This window comes from Bacillus sp. Bwzl_19, from assembly GCF_054900515.1.
This window is the reverse complement of sequence record NZ_CM142729.1, coordinates 3,342,579-3,361,919: the sequence shown is the minus strand read 5'-3', so window position 1 is coordinate 3,361,919 and position 19,341 is coordinate 3,342,579. Positions and strand designations below refer to the sequence as shown.

Annotated in this window: 16 protein-coding genes and 1 pseudogene; 13 read left to right on the top strand and 4 right to left on the bottom strand. The window is 47.3% G+C overall.

Annotated elements, in window-relative coordinates:
- Positions 1–59 precede the first annotated feature (59 nt).
- Entirely contained in the window at positions 60–890 is an 831-nt protein-coding gene (gene speE / locus ACW5MY_RS17845; RefSeq protein WP_289394004.1) for a spermidine synthase, read from the top strand.
- Between the two features lie 58 nt (positions 891–948).
- Positions 949–1,821, top strand: a complete 873-nt coding sequence (speB, locus tag ACW5MY_RS17840) for an agmatinase (RefSeq protein WP_013353956.1) — start codon at positions 949–951, stop codon at positions 1,819–1,821.
- A 113-nt stretch (positions 1,822–1,934) separates the two neighbouring features.
- Here the strand turns inward: speB and ACW5MY_RS17835 are convergent, their stop codons facing one another.
- Positions 1,935–2,054 carry a PhrC/PhrF family phosphatase-inhibitory pheromone gene (locus tag ACW5MY_RS17835; RefSeq protein ID WP_014471166.1) on the bottom strand — a complete coding sequence of 40 codons (120 nt, stop codon included), beginning with the start codon at positions 2,052–2,054 and terminating at the stop codon, positions 1,935–1,937.
- On the bottom strand, positions 2,038–3,183 hold the full coding sequence (locus ACW5MY_RS17830) for a response regulator aspartate phosphatase (RefSeq protein WP_013353955.1): 1,146 nt from the start codon (positions 3,181–3,183) through the stop codon (positions 2,038–2,040). Before ACW5MY_RS17830 ends, ACW5MY_RS17835 begins: the two co-directional genes overlap by 17 nt.
- A gap of 228 nt (positions 3,184–3,411) precedes the next feature.
- On the opposite strand from ACW5MY_RS17830, the gene ACW5MY_RS17825 reads away from it, so the two are divergent.
- Positions 3,412–4,806 carry a YncE family protein gene (locus tag ACW5MY_RS17825; protein ID WP_289394003.1) on the top strand — a complete coding sequence of 465 codons (1,395 nt, stop codon included), beginning with the start codon at positions 3,412–3,414 and terminating at the stop codon, positions 4,804–4,806.
- A gap of 5 nt (positions 4,807–4,811) precedes the next feature.
- Here the strand turns inward: ACW5MY_RS17825 and ACW5MY_RS17820 are convergent.
- A pseudogene (locus tag ACW5MY_RS17820) lies at positions 4,812–5,271 on the bottom strand (bacteriocin biosynthesis protein AlbG); the annotation flags it as partial.
- Positions 5,272–5,424: 153 nt separating this feature from the next.
- On the opposite strand from ACW5MY_RS17820, the gene ACW5MY_RS17815 reads away from it, so the two are divergent.
- The 4 genes from ACW5MY_RS17815 (at position 5,425) to ACW5MY_RS17800 (ending at position 9,658) form a co-directional block, all read left to right on the top strand.
- The gene (locus tag ACW5MY_RS17815; protein WP_013353951.1) at positions 5,425–5,853 is read left to right on the top strand and encodes a YwiB family protein; all 429 of its coding nucleotides are present in this window, start codon (positions 5,425–5,427) and stop codon (positions 5,851–5,853) included.
- Complete coding sequence (gene argS, locus ACW5MY_RS17810; protein WP_013353950.1) at positions 5,850–7,520, top strand: arginine--tRNA ligase; 1,671 nt, start codon at positions 5,850–5,852, stop codon at positions 7,518–7,520. The genes ACW5MY_RS17815 and argS overlap by 4 nt, the downstream gene beginning before the upstream one ends.
- A gap of 133 nt (positions 7,521–7,653) precedes the next feature.
- Positions 7,654–8,844 (top strand): nitrate transporter NarK, encoded by a 1,191-nt coding sequence (narK, locus tag ACW5MY_RS17805; RefSeq protein WP_013353949.1) that lies wholly within the window; start codon positions 7,654–7,656, stop codon positions 8,842–8,844.
- A gap of 97 nt (positions 8,845–8,941) precedes the next feature.
- Complete coding sequence (locus ACW5MY_RS17800; protein WP_014471163.1) at positions 8,942–9,658, top strand: Crp/Fnr family transcriptional regulator; 717 nt, start codon at positions 8,942–8,944, stop codon at positions 9,656–9,658.
- A 33-nt stretch (positions 9,659–9,691) separates the two neighbouring features.
- On the opposite strand, the gene ACW5MY_RS17795 is transcribed toward ACW5MY_RS17800, so the two are convergent.
- Complete coding sequence (locus ACW5MY_RS17795) at positions 9,692–10,408, bottom strand: YwiC-like family protein (protein ID WP_013353947.1); 717 nt, start codon at positions 10,406–10,408, stop codon at positions 9,692–9,694.
- 142 nt (positions 10,409–10,550) lie between these two features.
- On the opposite strand from ACW5MY_RS17795, the gene ACW5MY_RS17790 reads away from it, so the two are divergent.
- The 6 genes from ACW5MY_RS17790 (at position 10,551) to cls (ending at position 19,272) form a co-directional block, all read left to right on the top strand.
- Complete coding sequence (locus tag ACW5MY_RS17790; RefSeq protein ID WP_014471162.1) at positions 10,551–11,027, top strand: cyclic nucleotide-binding domain-containing protein; 477 nt, start codon at positions 10,551–10,553, stop codon at positions 11,025–11,027.
- A gap of 176 nt (positions 11,028–11,203) precedes the next feature.
- Positions 11,204–14,890, top strand: coding sequence for a nitrate reductase subunit alpha (locus ACW5MY_RS17785; RefSeq protein ID WP_289394001.1), 3,687 nt, complete (start codon positions 11,204–11,206; stop codon positions 14,888–14,890).
- Positions 14,880–16,343, top strand: coding sequence for a nitrate reductase subunit beta (gene narH, locus ACW5MY_RS17780; protein WP_013353944.1), 1,464 nt, complete (start codon positions 14,880–14,882; stop codon positions 16,341–16,343). Before ACW5MY_RS17785 ends, narH begins: the two co-directional genes overlap by 11 nt.
- Positions 16,344–16,368: 25 nt before the next feature.
- Positions 16,369–16,923: a nitrate reductase molybdenum cofactor assembly chaperone gene (narJ, locus tag ACW5MY_RS17775; protein WP_013353943.1), complete on the top strand. Its 555-nt coding sequence runs from the start codon at positions 16,369–16,371 to the stop codon at positions 16,921–16,923.
- A complete protein-coding gene (gene narI, locus ACW5MY_RS17770) occupies positions 16,920–17,588 on the top strand; it encodes a respiratory nitrate reductase subunit gamma (protein WP_013353942.1) in 669 nt (222 codons plus the stop codon). The genes narJ and narI overlap by 4 nt, the downstream gene beginning before the upstream one ends.
- Positions 17,589–17,766: 178 nt before the next feature.
- Positions 17,767–19,272: a cardiolipin synthase gene (gene cls / locus ACW5MY_RS17765; protein ID WP_061573621.1), complete on the top strand. Its 1,506-nt coding sequence runs from the start codon at positions 17,767–17,769 to the stop codon at positions 19,270–19,272.
- Positions 19,273–19,341 lie beyond the last annotated feature (69 nt).

The following is a 19,341-nucleotide window of genomic DNA, read 5'->3' as shown; positions in this document are numbered from 1 at the left end:
AATAAAAGCGAAACAGACGCTTACAATAAATGAAATAAGCCTTGAAAGGGAGATGACAATTGAGCGAGCTTTGGTATACGGAGAAGCAGACGAAGAACTTCGGCATTACATTAAAGGTGAAACAAACATTACATACGGAACAGACTGAATTTCAGCATCTGGAAATGGTGGAGACAGAAGAATTCGGCAACATGCTGTTCTTAGACGGAATGGTCATGACTTCTGAAAAGGACGAGTTCGTCTATCATGAAATGGTTGCGCACGTACCGTTATTTACACACCCGAATCCGGAAAACGTCCTCGTTGTCGGCGGCGGAGACGGCGGCGTCATCAGAGAGATTCTGAAGCACCCGGGCGTAAAAAAAGCGACGCTTGTCGACATTGACAGCAAGGTCATTGAATACTCTAAAAAATTCCTTCCATCTATTGCGGGCAAGCTGGATGATCCGCGCGTAGACGTGAGAGTCGATGACGGCTTCATGCACATCGCGAAATCAGAAAATGAATACGACGTCATTATGGTTGATTCAACAGAACCGGTCGGACCGGCCGTCAATCTGTTCTCAAAAGGTTTCTATGCCGGAATTTCCAAGGCGTTAAAAGAAGACGGCATCTTCGTCGCGCAGACGGACAATCCGTGGTTTACACCGGAGCTGATTACAAACGTACAGCGCGATGTGAAAGAAATCTTCCCGATCACCCGTCTGTATACGGCTAATATCCCGACGTACCCAAGCGGTCTGTGGACATTTACGATCGGTTCTAAAAAGTATGATCCGCTTGAAGTGGAAGACAGCCGTTTCTTTGATATCGATACGAAGTATTACACGAAAGAGCTTCACAAAGCGGCATTTGTTCTTCCGAAATTTGTGAGCGACTTAATTAAATAAAAACGTACGGCGCAGGAGCGAATCTTGCGCTTTTTTACAGGAAAGCGAGGGTTTTATCATGAGGTTTGATGAAGCATATTCAGGAAAAGTATTTATCGCAAGCCGCCCCGATTGGAAAGAGGCGGACGCCATCCTCTACGGCATGCCGATGGATTGGACGGTCAGCTACCGCCCGGGTTCACGGTTCGGCCCGGGGAGAATCCGCGAGGTGTCTATCGGTCTTGAAGAATACAGCCCGTATCTCGACAGTGACTTGGCTGATTTGAATTTCTTTGACGCCGGCGACATTCCGCTTCCGTTCGGCAATCCGCAAAGAAGCCTTGATATGATTGAGGAATACGTGGACAGCATTTTAGAAAAAGGAAAGTTCCCGCTCGGCATGGGAGGGGAGCACCTTGTGTCATGGCCTGTCATTAAAGCCATGTATAAGAAGTTTCCGGACCTTGCCATCATTCATTTTGACGCGCACACAGACCTGCGCACGGATTATGAAGGCGAGCCGCTTTCCCACTCTACACCGATCCGCAAAGCGGCCGAGCTTATCGGGCCGCAAAACGTATTTTCATTCGGCATCCGTTCCGGAATGAAGGAAGAATTTGAATGGGCGAAAGAAAACGGCATGCACATTTCTAAGTTTGAAGTGCTTGAGCCGCTGAAAAAAGTGCTGCCGCAGCTCGCGGGACGTCCTGTTTATGTCACCATCGATATCGACGTTCTTGACCCCGCTCATGCGCCGGGAACGGGCACGGTTGACGCAGGAGGCATCACGTCTAAGGAATTGCTCGCGTCCATCCATGAAATCGCCCGCTCAGAAGTCAGCGTAAAAGGAGCTGACCTTGTAGAAGTCGCGCCGATCTATGACCACTCCGAACAAACCGCAAACACGGCAAGCAAGATGATTCGTGAAATGCTGCTTGGGTTTGTGAAGTAGAAAGAAGAAAACCCGGAATAACAGGGCAGAAGCAGCCTTTGTTCCGGGTTTTTAATAAGGAAGAACAGATAAAAAAACAGCCGTAAGATGTTGGCTGCTATCAAGTTTAATTTTTAAATCATTCCGCGCTGAGCAACTTCAAATTGATGTTCCGGTGCACTTGCGATGTCGGCTGAAACAAAAACAGTGCCTACAGCTAAGCAAGTAAGTACTAATTTATACTTCAATTTCATACAACTTCACACCTCCTTGAATTTGCTGTCTTGTTTCTTCCACTTTTAAAAAATATGCGGAAGCCTTCTCGAAATTTTCTCTCTCGTGGTAATATTTTGCCACATCTAAGGCAAAATCTTCAAGATCAGCATACATCAATTTATCCTTGAGGAAGTCAAAACATTCCATAATTGCTTCTTCATCAGGCTCACCGACGTACAAAGATTCTAAAAATTCATACTCCGCTATATATAATGAATCTTCCGCCTCCTTCGCGTAAGATACTCCTTTGTCATGATATTGCCTGGCTATGGCCATATTTCCGATTTTATAATGTATTTGTGTGATTAAGAAATAGGCTTGCGGAAGAGAAGTGATGATGTTCCCATCTTCAAAAACAGCTATTGCCCGTTTGATGTAGTCAATGGCTGGTTTGTAATTTTCTTGGCTGTTAAAACAAAGCCCGATATTATATAGAGTCCGGCCCATTAATTGAGGCTGCTGTTCTGCCTCTGCCATGGCATAAGCTTTTTTAAAATGCTGAATTGCTTCATCATATTGCTTTAAGTCAAGAAAGTTGGTAGCGAACAATGAATGGCACTGAAGCACCCTTATATTATATGCCTCCTGCTTATGATAAATTTTATAAGCCTGCCGGGCATAATCCATAGAAAAATAAGTCTGCTTCATATAATAGTAGGACTCTGACATCTTAAAGTAAAATTCCGCTTTTTCTATCTGATCTGTAACGTACGTCAATTTGCTTTCAGCTTTCTTAAAAAACTGAATCGCTGAAAGATATTCACGGCATTCCAGCTCATACATCCCCCGGAAAAAATTAAAATAATAATCAAGGCGTCCGGTCAGCCGGGCCTGCTTTTTATCAATATCCGCGAGCAGATCCGATAGTCTCGGCTGTTCTTCTATCCGCTGCGATTCCAGCGGTTCGAGGTATTCCAGCATCAGATTGTGGCGGAATTCCATGAGAGAATAGTACAGATGAAGATCCTGGTCATCTTCCAGGCTTGCAAGCTCTTCTTTGATTTCTCTCCGCAAGTACTCGGCGTCCGGGATGCTGAACCTTCGAATGTACATATACCATTCGTTGATTTTTTCTCCAACCGCTGAAGACGATACAACACTCGCCACTATTCCGAATCCCTCCCTTCCACGTTATGTATATGACATATTTTATCATTTTCATTCGGAAGGATAGCGCAAAAAAACCGCAATGTTTTCTTTTTAAAACCGCATGTCTGCGGATATCACTTCAAAAATCCGCTATTATCCCCGACAATTTGTACAAGCAAACAAATACATCTTCCATATTCTGTTGTATCTGCGTGAGCAGTGTATGTCTGAAAAGGAAGTGAAGATATGAGAAATAACATGCTTTCCTTTAAAGAAAAAGCAGGAGCCGCACAAGAAGATTGTTTATGTTTTTGCGAGGAAGAAGCAAGCCGTGAAGCGATGTTTCAAGCGCCGATTGAATTGCCTGAGGGGTTTGTTGTTGATCCGGCTGAAGCTGTTGCAAACGTGACGTGGAATGCAGACAGCCTTTCTTGTGTCATTGAACGCTGTTTCATTGAGACGGGGCCTGAGCCTGATGAAATCGGTGTTCAATTCGCAGTGCGCCTGCAGGGAACTGTTACGCTTCTCGTCAGTGTCTCACCAGTGCGAAATCAATATGGACAAGGGGACGGGTCTGTTTCTGTCATCCGCAATGCAGAGATTGACCAAGTCGTCTATTATTCTGATGAACCCGATGATTGCCCGGATGTCAGTGACATTACGATCGAGAACCTTGTTGTCGTTCTGCCATTCTATGGCAGTCCTTTATCGGTGACAGGCACGATTGTGCTTGTGCCGGAACCGGATCATCGATCTTACGTGTTTACTGCAAACACTGGAGACAGCACGGTTTCTGTCATTGATGCTGACGTGAATACTCTTGTAAGTACCATTTCTTTATCTGATATCCCGACTGATTTGGGTGTTACCTTGGATAAAGCGTATACGTATGTTCTCCATAGGAATGCGAATCTTGTGTCGATCATTAACAACGAAACATTAACGGTTACACAAACCATCCCTCTTGTAGGAGCCCCCAGAAAAATCCAGTTTGAAACTGGGGGAGAATTTGCTTATATTCTCGCAGGAGGCAGCTCCGTTTATGAAATTAATATTTCCTCGCAAACCATTACCAATACGTTCACGGTGTCACCCGCTGCGGACGATTTTGCCCTAGACCCTAACGGACAGTTTTTCTATACGACCAACTCTGTAATTTGGGTCGTTAATAAATATGACTTAAACACCGGACAGCTGATCGAAAGTTTAAGTAACTTTGAAACACCAAATTTAATTGTAACCCCGATAATAGGGAATTTTGCTTATCTGGAAAATGGTGAGCTAGGGCCGAATGCCGTTTCTGTGATAGATTTGACAATATTTAGCGAATCTTCACGAATTAACAGACTGTTTGACGGTTTAATTACAATTGTTTTTTCTGCTGATGGGACTCGTGCGTTTTTCCTTGAGCCCTATTTTGAGGCATCCCCAGAGAATCTCACTGTCGTAGATACAGCGCAGCATACTTTTATAACAACTGCCTCTCTCCCCGGCGTCTCTGATCTCGCCGTAACACCTGATAATCAGTACATTTATGCAGCACAGCCCGACGACAATACCGTGACCGTGTACCGCACGAGCGATTATACAGCTGTGACGGTGATCCCGGTTGGCGCGGGTCCGTCTGCGATTGCAATGTAGCGATTTCATAGATCGAGAGAAGCAGAGCTGGGATAAGACAATCGTTTATAAATAAATGAGCCGATCTGCTGGATGGCAGCCAGGATGATCAAAAACAGCAGTTCACTTATGGTGAAACTGAGCATCCACCAAACCCCGGCTCCTGTCAGCGCTCCCGCAAGCCCTTTTTTGAACAGGCTGTCATGCTGGAAAAGCTGCAGCAAGTTCGTCCGCATAAAATACAATAAATACAAAATCAGTAACACCGCGAGTCCCGTTGATACGGCAAGGGACGGCCTTGACGATTTCGAACACGCAGCCGAATATGATGACTTGGCATAATACAGAAGCCATCACGTGTGTTTGGCGGACGTTTTTATAGCTCCTGCACAATCTATGTTGCTGGAAGTCGCAGCAGCTTCGATGAGACTGTGTGAGTTTCTGAAAAGCTGCTGTCATGTTTTTCACGGATTGGGTGACATAGTGATATGATTTTCTCTTCTCATAAGGAACTGCTTTTTATGAGGTTTATCTTCAAATCTAATGAGCAATGATGGTAAGATAGAAGCAGTTGAAGTTTACAAGCTGAATGATTATACTATTCAAGTCAAAGTGGAATGATGAAAAGGACGTGTCAAAATGAAGCAAGAGACACCGATAACACTCCATGTGAAGTCTGTGATCGAGGATGACGGAAATGAGGAAGTCATCGAATTCCGTACTACCGGATTTTACTATGTAAAACAACAAAAAGTGTATCTATCTTATTATGAAGAACACGACCTAGGCAAAGTAAAAACGATTGTGAAGGTGAGCGAAGGCGAAGTCCTGATCATGAGGTCAGGCGCTGTTAAAATGAATCAGCGTTTCATAACGGGAGCTTCCACAATTACGAAATATAAAATGTCATTTGGTGAGCTTGAGCTGGAAACAAGCACAAAATCGATTCAATCTGATCTCGGTGAAGAAAAAGGCCGAATCAGCATCGCATATGACATGCATGTCGGAGACGAGCAGCAGCATTTACATAATATGACGATCACGTATGAGGGAGGAACTCACGCATGAATATTGCGGAACAAATGAAGGACGTGCTGAAGGAAGAAATCAAAGCGGCCGTTCTGAAAGCGGGCCTGGCGGAAGAAAGCCAGATTCCAAGCGTACTGTTAGAAACGCCGAAAGACAAAACACACGGTGATTATTCCACAAACATGGCGATGCAGCTGGCGAGAATCGCCAAAAAAGCGCCGCGCCAAATTGCCGAGGAGATCGTGGCGGCATTTGATAAAGGCAAGGCTTCCATTGAAAAGATGGATATTGCGGGGCCGGGCTTCATCAACTTTTACATGAACAACGGCTACTTAACAAAACTGATTCCGTCCGTGCTTGAAGCCGGTGAACATTACGGAGAGACAAACGTCGGACAAGGCGAAAAGATTCAGGTGGAATTCGTGTCCGCCAACCCGACGGGAGATCTTCACTTAGGCCATGCGCGCGGCGCGGCAGTAGGTGACGTGCTGTGCAGCGTGCTTTCTAAAGCGGGCTATGATGTGAGCCGCGAATACTATATTAATGATGCGGGCAATCAGATTAACAATCTGGCGCTCTCCGTTGAAGTCCGTTATTTTGAGGCGCTCGGTCTTGAAAAACCGATGCCGGAAGACGGCTACCGGGGCGAAGATATTATCGCTATCGGGAAAAAGCTTGCCGAAGATTTCGGTGACCGCTTCGTACATGAAGAGGAGAGCGAACGTCAGGCGTTTTTCCGTGAATACGGCTTAAAGTACGAGCTTGATAAACTCCGCTCCGACCTGGAGAATTTCCGCGTGCCGTTTGACGTATGGTATTCTGAAACATCACTGTACGAAAACGGAAAAATCGATCAGGCGCTTGAGGCGCTTCGCGAAAAGGGCCATGTATACGAAGAGGACGGCGCGACATGGTTCCGTTCCACAACGTTCGGTGACGACAAAGACCGTGTGCTGATCAAAAAAGACGGCTCATACACTTATCTGCTTCCGGACATCGCATACCATAAAGACAAGCTTGACCGCGGCTTCGACAAGCTCATCAATGTGTGGGGCGCGGATCACCACGGCTATATTCCACGTATGAAAGCGGCAATTGAAGCGCTCGGTTACAAAAAAGGCACATTGGAAGTTGAAATCATTCAGCTCGTTCATTTATATAAAAACGGCGAAAAAATGAAGATGAGCAAACGTACGGGGAAAGCCGTAACGATGCGTGACCTGATTGAAGAGGTCGGCCTTGACGCGGTCCGTTATTTCTTCGCGATGCGCAGCGCCGATACGCATATGGATTTTGACCTGGATCTTGCCGTATCTACATCAAACGAAAACCCTGTGTATTACGCGCAATACGCGCATGCCCGTATTTGCAGCATGCTACGCCAAGGGGAAGAGCAGGGACTTAAACCGGCGGCAGATCTTGATTTCAGCCATATTCAATCAGAAAAAGAATACGATCTGCTGAAAACGATCGGCGGATTCCCTGAAGCTGTGGCGGAGGCGGCGGAAAAACGCATCCCGCACCGGATCACCAACTACATTTATGATTTGGCATCCGCTCTTCACAGCTTCTACAATGCGGAAAAAGTCATCGATCCTGAAAATAAAGAGAAGAGCCGCGCGCGTCTGGCTTTAATGAAAGCGACGCAAATTACGCTGAACAACGCGCTTCAGCTGATCGGCGTATCGGCTCCGGAAAAAATGTAATCATCATGAAAGGACAAAGTCTTCGGGCTTTGTCTTTTTTTTGCATATAAAGCGTGTGATGTAATTCACAATCCTGTACACCGAGTTTTTGTATGATAAGACTGATATTGAATCAGTGAAAGGGGCAAGCCGAATGATCAATCGTCAACATATTCAATTATCATTGCAGTCATTAAGCTTAGTGGCAGGGTTTATGGTGTGGGTGCTGATTTCATCACTCATTTCCCAAATGACATCAGATATTCATTTAAGCAAAGGCGAGATTTCATTGGTGACGGCGATTCCCGTTATTCTCGGATCGCTTCTCCGCATTCCATTAGGGTATTTGACGAACAGGTATGGGGCGCGGCTGATGTTTATGATCAGCTTCATCCTGCTTTTGTTTCCTGTGTTTTGGATCAGTATCGCGGATTCTCTGTTTGATTTAATCGCGGGCGGCTTTTTCTTAGGGATCGGCGGAGCGGTATTCTCCATTGGAGTGACCTCCCTTCCGAAATATTATCCGAAAGAAAAGCACGGTGCCGTCAATGGAATTTACGGTGCCGGAAACATCGGCACCGCCATTACCACATTTGCGGCGCCGGTTATTGCTCAAGCTGCGGGATGGAAAGCAACCGTGCAGATGTATCTGGTTTTGCTGGCTGTATTCGCATTACTGCACGTTTTATTCGGCGACCGGCATGAAAAGAAGGTCAAAGTTTCCGTAAAAACTCAAATGAAAGCCGTTTACCGAAATCATGTGCTTTGGTTTTTGAGCCTGTTTTATTTTATTACGTTTGGCGCCTTTGTCGCCTTTACTATCTATCTTCCGAACTTTTTGGTTGAGCATTTTGGGCTGACCCCGGCGGATGCCGGTCTGCGGACGGCCGGCTTTATTGCGGTCTCTACGCTGCTCAGGCCTGCGGGAGGATTTCTTGCTGATAAAATGAACCCGCTCCGCATTTTGATGTTCGTTTTCGCGGGTCTTACGCTATCAGGCGTTATGCTGTCATTCTCGCCGGCGATCGGCCTTTATGCGTTTGGGTCATTAACGGTGGCGGTCTGCTCAGGTATTGGGAACGGAACGGTATTTAAACTGGTGCCTTTCTATTTTTCAAAGCAGGCGGGAATTGCCAACGGGATTGTGTCTGCTATGGGCGGACTGGGCGGCTTTTTCCCTCCGCTGATTCTGGCAAGTGTATTTCAGGCAACAGGCCAATATGCCATCGGCTTTATGGCGCTTTCGGAGGTTGCGTTGGCGAGCTTTGTCCTTGTGATCTGGATGTATTGGCAGGAAAAAATGAAAACACATACAGAGAGAAGCAGTCAGAGCCTCCATTCATAATGATCCATTCACAAGATTGTTAGTTTTTCCTGGATGAGTGCAAATCAAGTCACGTTACAATAAACATACGCAACGTGACTTTCTTCGAGGTGAGTTCATGAATATTCTCTCTGTCCGAAAATCTGATAAAGAACTTCTTTCCCGCGAACTCCATGAATTGCTGAAATCGATCAGCACGAAAAGGAAAATGAAAAAACACACGTATTTGTTTCAAGAAGGAATGGATGCAGAAGAGCTTTATCTGATCCAATCAGGACTTATTGAAATCGGCAAGCTGACATCTGACGGCAAAGACCTGACGCTTAGAATCTGCCAAAAAAACGATATTGTCGGGGAACTGACATTGTTTACAGAAGAGCCGAGATATATGCTCAGCGCAAAAGTGTTAGAGGGTGGCGAGGTGCTCGTCATTAATAAAAACAAGCTGGAAAAGGAATTAATCCAAAATGGTGATTTGACTTTTGAATTTATGAAATGGATGAGCACCCATCTCCGGAAAATTCAGTCCAAAATCAGGGATCTGCTTCTTCACGGCAAAAAAGGGGCGCTCTATTCTACTCTTATCCGCTTATCAAACAGCTACGGGGTGGAACGAAGCGACGGGATTCTGATCAACATTGTGCTGACAAATCAGGATTTGGCTAAGTTTTGCGCGGCGGCGAGAGAAAGCGTCAACCGCATGCTGGGAGACCTTCGCAAACAAGGGGTTATTTCGATAGACGAAGCCGGGAAAATTATTTTGCACAAGCGGGACTATTTACGATGTGAGATCGAGTGTGAAAACTGTCCGCTGGAGATCTGTAATATTGACTGAAAAAACAAGGACAGCCGCTGTCCTTGTTTTTTATTACGCCATATATGTACACATGACCGCGAAAAAGAAGCCGGCGTTTGCGATTTCAAGAATGCCGATTTTTTTCGCGGACCAATCTCTCCCGTGAAAATACCATGCCCGCAAACTGCTTGGGATAAAAGCAAAAAACGCCCAGCCTGCACCGAGAAGAGCCGATAATAAGGGAAGGAGCAGATGATATCCCCATGACCAGTATGCAAATGTTCTGTTTTTTCTCTCACGGATGACTGATTTCACATAAAAAGAACTTCCGATAAAAAATAAAGCAGATTGCAAGAATAGAAACCAAGCCCAGCCGTCAAGGGCTCCCGTTCCCAGCCAGCAGCTCGCAAGCCCGCCTGAACAAAAGAACAGGACACCCGCAGCATCGTTCGTCAGCGCTCGTTCGTTTTTTCGGCGGGCATAATGCATATGGATAAGAAACAGCGGCAGTAAAGAAACGCCCACCCAGATGAGATGGGGCTTATGAACGGCAGAAACGGTCAGAAAGCAGCAGGCCGGTACACCGTAGTACCATATCCACTTTTGATAGGGTTTGAGCTGTTTCTTTTTCAAGGCAAGTGAAACGGGATAAACCGTCAAATAAAGGAAAAGCCAGCCTAGAAAGAGCGGAATATGCCAGAAAACCGGGCCTCCCTTGACCATGCCGAGTAAAAATGGAATCAGCAGCATCGCCCATGCGCCGTGCTGCTTCGGAATCATCGCCTTCATCAAAATCCTCCTTTTTACTTCATTATAAATGCAGGCATCCTCCTGATAAGTGACATTCATCATACAAGCTGTGAACTATATTCCTGCCGTGCAGGCTCAATCGGGCTACACTAAAGCTATCCTTAGCACGGGAGGCTTTCCTATGAATCAGTGTGACTATTTATTATGTCTGAAACAACTTCCTATGTTTAATGAAGTGCCTCTGTCCATCGTCGCAGCCTTATTGAAAAACGGGACGTTTATCCGCGGCTCGTCTGATCAGTCTCCATCCTTTCTTCATTCACAATCCGTATATATCGTATTAAAAGGCAGTATCCGTTTTAAGGACAGCAGGCTCCCTGAAGGCTCGCAAACCGTTGCGCTGTGGGAAAAAGGCGCTGTGTTTCCGGTTGATGAAAAAGGCGGACTGTCTCTATCGCCTTTTATCTCAGTTAATGCTTCCCCGGACATTCTGGCACTCCATATTCCATATTCTATGTTCAAGCAAATGATGTCTTACCATCCGCGGCTGCAAATGAACTTTTTGGCGATGCTTCAGCAAAATGTCTTTTGTTCCTATCAATTGTTTTTACGGTATCTCCATACATCACAGGATGAAAGCGCAGAGCCCGGTTCTTAAATAGAGCCGGGTTTTTCTTTGAATCTAAGGCGGCTAAATGATTCAGGCGCCCTTCCTTCTTCTGTATGTGGACGTTTTGTGAAAAAAGCAGAGTGTGTGACATAGTTCACAAGGTAACATGATGTCTCTGTTTATAGTGTACATAGCATCACCTGACTCGGAAGGAGTGAACGATCATGAAGAAAAAGAAAATGAGTCCGTTGTTCAGGAGATTAAACTATTTTTCTCCTATCGAACATCATTCAAATAATCATAGCCAAACCACCCAAGAAGATCGTGATTGGGAGAATGTATACAGAAACAGATGGCAGTACGACAAAGTCGTTCGCTCCACCCACGGTGTCAACTGCACGGGGTCTTGCAGCTGGAATATTTACGTGAAAAACGGAATTGTCACGTGGGAAGGACAAAACTTGAATTATCCATCTACAGGTCCGGATATGCCTGATTTCGAGCCGAGAGGCTGTCCGCGGGGGGCCAGTTTTTCGTGGTACATCTACAGCCCGCTGCGTGTGAAATACCCATACGTGCGCGGTGTGCTGATCAATTTGTGGCGGGAAGCATTGCAGGCTCATCAAAATCCATTGGATGCCTGGAAATCAATCGTCGAACACCCTGAAAAAGCGAAGTCTTATAAACAGGCAAGAGGGAAAGGCGGTTTTGTGCGCGCTGAATGGCCGGAGGTGCTGAAGCTGATCTCGGCCTCTCTGCTGTATACAGTGATGAAATACGGGCCTGACCGGAATGTCGGTTTTTCCCCGATTCCGGCGATGTCCATGATCAGCCATGCGTCAGGCTCCCGGTTTATGTCTTTAATGGGCGGCCCAATGCTCAGTTTTTATGACTGGTATGCGGATCTTCCCCCGGCGTCCCCGCAAATTTGGGGTGACCAGACGGACGTTCCGGAAAGCAGTGATTGGTACAATTCCGGCTATATCATCACATGGGGCTCAAACGTTCCTTTGACGAGAACGCCTGATGCGCATTTTTTGGCGGAAGCCCGCTATAAAGGCGCCAAGGTCATTTCAGTCAGCCCGGATTTTGCGGAATCCTCCAAGTTCGCCGATGACTGGCTGAGTATCCGCCAAGGGACTGACGGGGCGCTTGCGATGGCAACGGGTCACGTCATTTTGCAGGAATTTTACGTGAATCAAGAGACAGAGCATTTTATCAAGTATGCAAAGCAATACACGGATTTTCCATTCCTCGTTACCCTGTCAAAAAAAAATGGCGTGTATACAGCGGGGCGGTTTCTGCATGCGAAGGACATCGGGCGGCAGACAAAGCATGATCAGTGGAAGCCCGCGGTCTGGAATGAACAGACAGGCGCGTTTGCCATACCGCAAGGAACAATGGGCTCCCGCTGGGACGGTCAGAAGAAATGGAACCTGCATATGATCGATGAAGACACCGGGGAACAGATCGAGCCCCGTCTCTCTGTACTTGGAATAGAGGACGAAATTGGCACGGTGCGCATTCCGTATTTTTCAAATGACGGAAACAAAGTGCTTGAGCGGGATCTTCCGATTAAAAAAGTAAACCTGAATGGCGAAGAGGTGTACGTCACGACCGTGTTTGACTTGATATTGGCCAACTACGGCGTGAACCGGGGCATCGGCAAACAAGCAGCTGTATCCTATGATGATCCTCGTCCGTTTACACCTGGCTGGCAGGAACGGATCACAGGAATTAAAAGAGAAGCCGTCATTCAGATTGCCAGGGAGTTTGCCCAAAATGCGATCGATACGGACGGCAGATCCATGATTATCGTCGGGGCGGGGATCAACCACTGGTTCAACTCCGACACGATCTACCGTGCGGTGTTAAATCTTGTTTTACTCGTAGGCGCGCAAGGCGTAAACGGCGGAGGCTGGGCTCATTATGTGGGACAGGAAAAGCTCCGTCCCGCTGAAGGATGGCAGACGATTGCAACTGCAAAGGACTGGGAAGGCGTGCCTAAGCAGCAAAACGGCACCTCATTTTTCTACTTTGAGACAGATCAGTGGCGTTATGAGGACCAGCCGATCAGCGATTTGGCTTCACCGATTGCTGCGTCATCCCGCTACAAGCATCACGCTGATTACAATGTGCTGGCTGCCAGATTAGGATGGCTGCCGTCTTATCCGACATTCAATCAAAACGGCATTGATTTGTACAAAGAAGCTGAAAAAGCGGGGGCGGCGGCACCAGAAGACGTCGGTGCGTACGTGGCCTCACAGCTTCAAGAGAAAAAGCTGAAATTCGCGATTGAAGATCCTGACAATGAAGTGAACTTCCCAAGGAATCTCTTCGTATGGCGGGCCAATCTGATCTCCAGCTCAGGAAAAGGGCACGAATATTTTCTCAAGCATCTGCTGGGGACGACAAACGGTTTGATGAATGACGACAGCGACAGCATCCGTCCTGAAGAAATCAAATGGCGGGAGCAGGCGCCGGAAGGAAAGCTTGACTTGTTAATCAATCTTGATTTTCGAATGGCGGGTACGGCGCTGTATTCCGATATCGTGCTGCCGGCGGCGACATGGTATGAAAAACACGATCTCAGCAGTACGGATATGCATCCGTTCATTCACCCTTTTGCTCCGGCCATCTCGGCACCGTGGGAATCGAGGTCAGACTGGGATATTTTCAAAGCCCTCTCAAAAGCGGTTTCCGATCTTGCGGAAGAAGTCGAGATGGAGCCGGTGAAAGAGGTTGTCGCGACGCCGCTCCTTCATGACACCATGCAGGAATTGGCCCAGCCGTTCGGCAAAATCAATGACTGGAGCAAAGGTGAATGTGAAGCGATTCCGGGAAAAACGATGCCGAATATCCAAGTCGTCGAACGGGATTACAAGCATATTTTTCATAAAATGACCGCGCTCGGTCCAAACGCTGCTTTAAAACCGAGCGGAACAAAAGGCATGAGCTGGTCGATAGCCGATGAATATGAATCACTCAAAAAGAGACTGGGAGAAACCGAAACGGACAGTGTTGCAAAGGGATGCCCGAATATAAGTGAAGCAAAGCAGGCGGCGGAAGCGATTTTAACCCTGTCGTCCACTTCAAATGGAAAAGTCGCCGTCAAAGCATGGGAGTCACTTGAAAACATCACAAATCTGAAGCTGAAAGACCTTGCGGAAGAGCGGGAGGAAGAATGCTTTACGTTCGAGCAAATTACAGCCCAGCCGAAAACGGTCATCACCTCTCCGGCCTTTACCGGCTCAGAAAAAGGGGGGCGCAGATACTCGCCGTTTACGACAAATGTGGAAAAATTAATCCCATGGCGGACACTGACGGGCAGACAATCCTACTATGTCGATCATGAACTGATGATGGAATTCGGTGAAACGATGGCGACATTTAAACCGATCCTTCAGCACCGTCCGTTTCTGAGCAAGCGGCCTGATCAGGAGGGGAGAGAAATCGTCCTCAACTATTTGACGCCGCATAATAAATGGTCCGTCCACAGCATGTATTTCGATTCCCTGCCGATGCTGACGCTGTTCCGCGGAGGGCCGACCGTGTGGATGAATAAAGATGACGCAGAGGACACGGATATCAAGGACAATGATTGGATTGAATGTTTCAACCGAAACGGTGTTGTCGTCGCGAGAGCTGTTTTGTCCCACCGGATTCCTAAAGGGATGGCGTTTATGCATCATGCTCAGGACCGCCACATCAACGTGCCCGGCACAAAGCTGACGAATAACCGGGGCGGCACCCATAATAGCCCGACAAGGATTCACGTCAAGCCGACACAGATGATCGGAGGCTACGCCCAGCTCAGCTACGGCTTTAATTATTACGGTCCGACAGGGAACCAGCGTGACCTGAATGTCGTCATCCGCAAGCTGAAGGAGGTCGATTGGCTTGAAGATTAAAGCGCAAATCGGTATGGTCATGAACTTGGATAAATGCATCGGCTGCCACACATGCAGCGTCACCTGCAAAAACACGTGGACAAACCGCTCCGGTGCGGAATATATGTACTTCAATAATGTAGAAACAAAGCCGGGCATCGGCTACCCGAAGCAATGGGAGGATCAGGACAAATATAAAGGCGGCTGGACTTTAAAAAAAGGAAAGCTCGGGCTGAAATCCGGCCCGAAAACGAATCGGCTGGCAGGCCTTTTCTATAATCCGAATCAGCCGACGATTGATGATTACTATGAACCTTGGAATTATGATTATGAAACATTAACAAACAGTCCGCAGAAAAAACACCAGCCGGTGGCGCGCCCGAAATCGTCACTGACGGGGGATTTCATGAATATCGAATGGGGCCCGAACTGGGAGGATGATCTCGCGGGCGGCCACATTACGGGGCTTGAAGATCCAAACGTGCAAAAAATGGAGGAATCGATCAAAACGGAATTCGATGAAGTCTTTATGATGTATCTGCCGCGTATTTGCGAGCACTGCATCAACCCGGCGTGCGTCTCATCCTGCCCGTCCGGCGCCATGTACAAACGCGAGGAAGACGGCATTGTGCTCGTGGATCAAAACGCCTGCCGTTCATGGAGATATTGCGTCTCATCCTGTCCTTATAAAAAAGTCTATTTTAACTGGAAAACAAACAAAGCGGAAAAATGCACACTCTGCTTTCCGCGTTTGGAGGCGGGACTGCCGACCATCTGCTCTGAGACGTGTGTTGGCAGAATCCGCTACCTCGGCGTCATGCTGTACGACGCGGACAAAGTGGAGGAAGCGGCATCTGTTGAAAATGAAAAGGATCTCTATCATTCCCAATTGGACGTTTTTCTCGATCCGAATGATCCTGAGGTTGCCAGACTGGCAAAAGAACAAGGCATCCCGGATGAATGGATAGAGGCCGCGCGAAAATCGCCGATCTATAAAATGATCATCGACTGGAAGATTGCGCTCCCGCTTCATCCTGAGTACCGCACGCTGCCGATGGTTTGGTACATACCGCCGCTCAGCCCGATTATGAATCTCTTTGAAGGAAAAGGCAGCCGGCAAACGGCGGAAGACATTTTTCCGGCTATCGACCAAATGAGAATCCCGATTGACTACTTGGCGCAGCTATTAACGGCGGGAGACACGGACCATATTCGGTCAACGTTAAAGAAAATGTCTGTCATGCGCCAGTATATGAGAGCAGTCCAGACGAATAAATCCATTGACCCGGCACTCATCTCCAGTGTCGGTCTGACAGAACGGCAAATTGAAGACATGTATCGGCTGCTGGCGATCGCCAAATATGACGACCGCTTTGTGATTCCGAGCAGCCATCGGGAAGAAGTGTCAGATTTATACGCTGAACAAGGGAGCTGCGGCTTATCATTTTCAGGCGGCCCCGGGTCTTGTTTCTAATTTTTGAAAAATGAGGTGTAACAAGATGAACACCATAGACCGGCAAATTACGTTCTCCGCTCTTTCCTGTCTTCTCTCTTATCCGGACGAAGACTGGAGAGCTGAGCTTCCTGATTGGAAGACTCTTCTCCTTGACATCAGCAGCCAGGAAATCCGGGAGAAGCTGCTGCGCTTTTTGAAGGCGGCAGCCGGATTTTCTCAGGAAGCGCTGATTGAACACTATGTCTATACGTTCGATTTCGGGAAAAAAACGAACATGTATGTCACCTACTTTAACTCAGGCGAGCAAAGGGAACGCGGCATTGAATTGCTGCATTTAAAGAACACATACCAGCAATCCGGTTTCCTCCCGACAGAGAAAGAACTGCCTGATTATCTGCCGCTTATGCTTGAATTTGCGGCGATTGCGGAAATTGAAGCCGCAAGAAGCGTATTTGAGAAATATCTGTCCAATGTGAGGGAGCTGGCGTCCCGCCTCGAAAAAAATGACAGCATATACGCCGGGCTGCTGCATGTCCTGCTTGCCGCGCTGGAAGATATCGGCGTACATGAAAGCAAAGAAGGGGCTGTTCAGGCATGAACGGGCAGATCCTCTGGGGCGTGATGCCATACATTGTATTGACGATCTTTATCGGCGGACATATTTACCGCTATCAGCATGACCAGTTTGGCTGGACGGCTAAATCAAGCGAGCTGTTGGAAAAGAAAAAACTTGCGGCGGGCAGCACCCTTTTTCATTGGGGCCTGCTGTGCGTCATCGGCGGCCATATCATGGGAATTCTGATTCCGGAAGCCGTGTACTCCGCCATTGACATTTCCGAGCATACGTATCACAAAATGGCGATTGGCGCGGGCCTGCCTGCAGGGGTCGCGGCGTGTATCGGCCTGTTCATCCTGACGTACAGAAGGCTGTTTGACAAAAGAATCCGCAACACCAGCTCGCCGGCGGATTTTCTCACGCTCATTCTGCTGCTGTTTATGATGCTGACGGGCGTTGCGGCCACGTTTCTCAACATTGATTCGAAAGGCTTTGATTACCGGACAACAGTGGGGCCGTGGTTCAGGGAGCTCATTTTGTTCAGGCCTGATGCCTCTTTGATGGAGAGTGTCCCGCTATGGTTTAAGTTTCATATCATCATTGGATACATCGTTTTTATCCTCTGGCCGTTTACGAGATTGGTTCACGTGTTCAGCCTGCCGCTCAAGTACTTGACTCGCAGCTATGTTGTATATCGAAAACGCTAAACACCTCCTTGCAAAAGGGGAATAATTTTTTCAACGGTTGCTGAAAACGCTCTTCTCCTTCATCACAGGAAGCCTCATCATAAGCCTTTCCGCTCGGGCGGGGAGGCTTTTTCATATGTTTACAGGCCGGAGAATAGAGGGTATAAAGAGATATCGGATCAGATTGGAGAGAGTCGGGATGCTGAAAAGGAGACTGGAATTTTGCTTTTTATATATGATGCTGATCGGAGCATATGTCATATGGTTTTTTCCGGTTTCCAGGCTTGAGTTTTACGGCGGATTGCTTTGCTATGCAAGCATTATCCTGTTCAGCATTTATTCGTTAATCTTAGAAAACCGCACCTCGCAGCACACGCTGTTATGGATCCACATTCTTATCTTTTTTCCGATCGCCGGGTACTTATTTTACCTATTCTCCGGCCAGCTTTATGAAAAAGGCAAGCTGTTCAGGTCAAAACGGACGTATAACCGGGAAAAGCTGAGAACGATATTTGATATGGAGCAAACTCCCGACCTGTCCGGATTGAAAGGAAATCAGAAGCGTTTCTTTCAATATTCAATCAAAGCTGCCCACATGAATATCAATACAAAAAGCAGGCTGAAGGTGCTCAAAAACGGGGATGAAACTTTTCCGGAGCTGTTTGAAGCGCTCCGGGGGGCAGCATCATTTATACATATTGAATATTACATGTTCAAATCAGACATGCTCGGGCACAAGATGATGGAGATTATGATGGAGAAAGCGCGTCAAGGCGTGGAAGTGCGGTTTTTGTTCGATGCGGCCGGCAGCCTGAAGCTGTCCGGAAAAGATATTAAAAAACTGAAACGCGCGGGCGTGAACATCGTCCCGTTCCTGCCGCTGAAATACGGCTTTTTCAACCAGAAATTCAATTTCAGAAATCACCGCAAGATCGTCGTCGTTGACGGGGAAATTGGTTTTGTCGGCGGGCTGAATGTCGGCAAGGAATATATCAGCAAAGACAAAAACGTCGGCTTTTGGCGCGACACCCATATGAAAGTCGAAGGAGAAATCGTTCAGACGCTCCACAGCATTTTTATGCTTGATTGGGAATACGTTTCTGATGAGGTGCTTATTGATCAGAAAGCATACAGCCGCCCGGTTCCGGCAGAAAGCGGCGGCGTCTATCAAGTCGTTCCGACAGGCCCCGATATGAAGGAGCGGATGAGCGATCTGTATTATGCCATGATCGCGGCGGCCGAATCGTCTGTATGGATCGCGACGCCTTATTTCGTGCCGAATGAGCCGATCCGCACGGCGTTAAAGGAGGCTGCCGCAAGAGGCGTCCAAGTGCGTGTTGTCATGGTGCCGGAAACCAATGACGGGTTTCTAACCCAGTATGCGACGAGGTCTTATTTCCCCGAGCTTCTTCGGGAAGGAATTGAAGTCTATTCCTATCAAAAGGGCTTTATGCATCAAAAGGTACTCATCACCGACGGAAACCTTGCTTCTGTCGGGACGGCGAATATGGACATGAGAAGCTTTCAGCTGAACTTTGAAGTCAATGTGTTTTTTACAGATCAAGAGGCGGTCAAAGATCTTGAAGCGCATTATCTGGAGGATATGAGAGAGTCTGAGAAAATCAGCCCCGTCCGTTTTTATAAGCGCGCATTATGGGAAAGAACGAAGGAATCCTTCGCACGGCTATTTTCAGGCGTTTTGTAAAAAACGCTTTAAAAACTCCTTGTGTATAGTATAATTGAGAAATATTATCATTGAGTGCGAGGCGCAAGG

Bases quoted from the DNA above. Each gene is read 5' to 3' on its own strand.
- argS (WP_013353950.1), top strand. From the start codon at position 5,850: ATGAATATTGCGGAACAAATGAAGGACGTGCTGAAGGAAGAAATCAAA.
- speB (WP_013353956.1), top strand. From the start codon at position 949: ATGAGGTTTGATGAAGCATATTCAGGAAAAGTATTTATCGCAAGCCGC.
- ACW5MY_RS17785 (WP_289394001.1), top strand. From the start codon at position 11,204: ATGAAGAAAAAGAAAATGAGTCCGTTGTTCAGGAGATTAAACTATTTT.
- narJ (WP_013353943.1), top strand. From the start codon at position 16,369: ATGAACACCATAGACCGGCAAATTACGTTCTCCGCTCTTTCCTGTCTT.
- narI (WP_013353942.1), top strand. From the start codon at position 16,920: ATGAACGGGCAGATCCTCTGGGGCGTGATGCCATACATTGTATTGACG.
- ACW5MY_RS17790 (WP_014471162.1), top strand. From the start codon at position 10,551: ATGAATCAGTGTGACTATTTATTATGTCTGAAACAACTTCCTATGTTT.
- ACW5MY_RS17800 (WP_014471163.1), top strand. From the start codon at position 8,942: ATGAATATTCTCTCTGTCCGAAAATCTGATAAAGAACTTCTTTCCCGC.
- ACW5MY_RS17795 (WP_013353947.1), bottom strand. From the start codon at position 10,408: ATGAAGGCGATGATTCCGAAGCAGCACGGCGCATGGGCGATGCTGCTG.
- ACW5MY_RS17825 (WP_289394003.1), top strand. From the start codon at position 3,412: ATGAGAAATAACATGCTTTCCTTTAAAGAAAAAGCAGGAGCCGCACAA.
- ACW5MY_RS17835 (WP_014471166.1), bottom strand. From the start codon at position 2,054: ATGAAATTGAAGTATAAATTAGTACTTACTTGCTTAGCTGTAGGCACT.
- cls (WP_061573621.1), top strand. From the start codon at position 17,767: ATGCTGAAAAGGAGACTGGAATTTTGCTTTTTATATATGATGCTGATC.
- ACW5MY_RS17815 (WP_013353951.1), top strand. From the start codon at position 5,425: ATGAAGCAAGAGACACCGATAACACTCCATGTGAAGTCTGTGATCGAG.
- narK (WP_013353949.1), top strand. From the start codon at position 7,654: ATGATCAATCGTCAACATATTCAATTATCATTGCAGTCATTAAGCTTA.